At 68.8% G+C, this 1,640-nt stretch carries 1 protein-coding gene; it reads left to right on the top strand.

The annotated features are described in order from the left end of the window. Nucleotides 1–1,640: 2-oxoacid:acceptor oxidoreductase subunit alpha (locus ABZ915_RS48740; RefSeq protein WP_361817940.1), on the top strand; the 1,640-nt coding region annotated here is incomplete at both ends.

Here is a 1,640-nt window from a genome sequence, read left to right as displayed (position 1 = left end):
GGCGTGTCGTCCTTCCAGCTGCACTTCGCCGACCACGACATCCTCACCCCGGGTGACGCGCCGAACGTGCTCGTCGCGATGAACCCGGCCGCCCTGAAGGCGAACATCTCCGACCTGCCGCGCGGCGCGGAGATCATCGTCAACACCGACGAGTTCACCAAGCGGGCCCTCCAGAAGGTCGGCTACGCCGGCAACCCCCTGGAGGACGGCTCGCTCGACGGCTACAACCTCCACCCGGTCCCGCTGACGACGTTGACGGTGGAGGCACTCAAGGAGTTCTCCCTGTCCCGCAAGGAGGCCGAGCGCAGCAAGAACATGTTCGCGCTGGGGCTGCTGTCGTGGATGTACCACCGGCCGACGGAGGGCACGGAGAAGTTCCTGAAGTCGAAGTTCGCGAAGAAGCCGCAGATCGCGGCGGCCAACATCGCCGCGTTCCGGGCCGGTTGGAACTTCGGCGAGACGACGGAGGACTTCGCGGTCTCCTACGAGGTGGCCCCGGCGGCGAAGGCCTTCCCGGTGGGCACCTACCGCAACATCTCCGGGAACCTGGCGCTGGCCTACGGGCTGGTCACCGCGAGCAGGCAGGCGGACCTGCCGCTGTTCCTCGGCTCGTACCCGATCACTCCGGCCTCCGACATCCTGCACGAGCTGAGCAAGCACAAGAACTTCGGTGTGCGGACCTTCCAGGCCGAGGACGAGATCGCGGGCATCGGCGCTGCTTTGGGTGCGGCGTTCGGTGGTTCGCTGGCGGTGACCACCACCTCCGGTCCGGGTGTGGCGCTCAAGAGCGAGACGATCGGTCTGGCGGTGTCTCTGGAGCTGCCGCTGCTGGTGGTGGACATCCAGCGCGGCGGGCCCTCGACGGGCCTGCCGACCAAGACCGAGCAGGCCGACCTGTTGCAGGCGATGTACGGCCGCAACGGCGAGGCGCCGGTGCCGATCGTCGCGCCCCGCACTCCGGCCGACTGCTTCGACGCGGCACTGGAAGCCGCCCGGATCGCGCTGACCTACCGCACGCCGGTGATGCTGCTGTCCGACGGCTACCTGGCCAACGGCTCCGAGCCCTGGCGGATCCCGGAACTGGACGAACTCCCCGACCTCGGCGTGCGGTTCGCGTCCGGCCCGAACCACACCCTGGACGACGGCAGTGAGGTGTTCTGGCCCTACAAGCGGGATCCGAAGACCCTGGCCCGTCCGTGGGCGGTGCCGGGCACGCCGGGCCTGGAGCACCGGATCGGCGGGATCGAGAAACAGGACGGCACGGGCAACATCTCCTACGACCCGGCCAACCACGACTTCATGGTCCGCACCCGGCAGGCGAAGATCGACGGCATCGAGGTGCCCGACATCGAGGTCGACGACCCGGACGGCGCGTCCACGCTCGTGCTGGGCTGGGGCTCCACGTACGGGCCGATCACGGCGGCCGTCCGCCGGCTGCGCACGGCCGGGGAGGCCATCGCGCAGGCCCATCTGCGTCACCTCAACCCCTTCCCCCGCAACCTGGGGGCGGTGCTCCACAGATACGACAAGGTGGTGATCCCCGAGATGAACCTCGGCCAGCTCGCCACGCTGATCCGGGCGAAGTACCTGGTCGACGCCCACTCGTACAACCAGGTCAACGGCATGCCGTTCAAGGCGGA

This window comes from Streptomyces sp. NPDC046915 (assembly GCF_040644935.1).
Lineage (GTDB): Bacteria > Actinomycetota > Actinomycetes > Streptomycetales > Streptomycetaceae > Streptomyces.
Note: the sequence above shows the minus strand (reverse complement) of the source record. Positions and strands in the feature narration are given on the sequence as shown.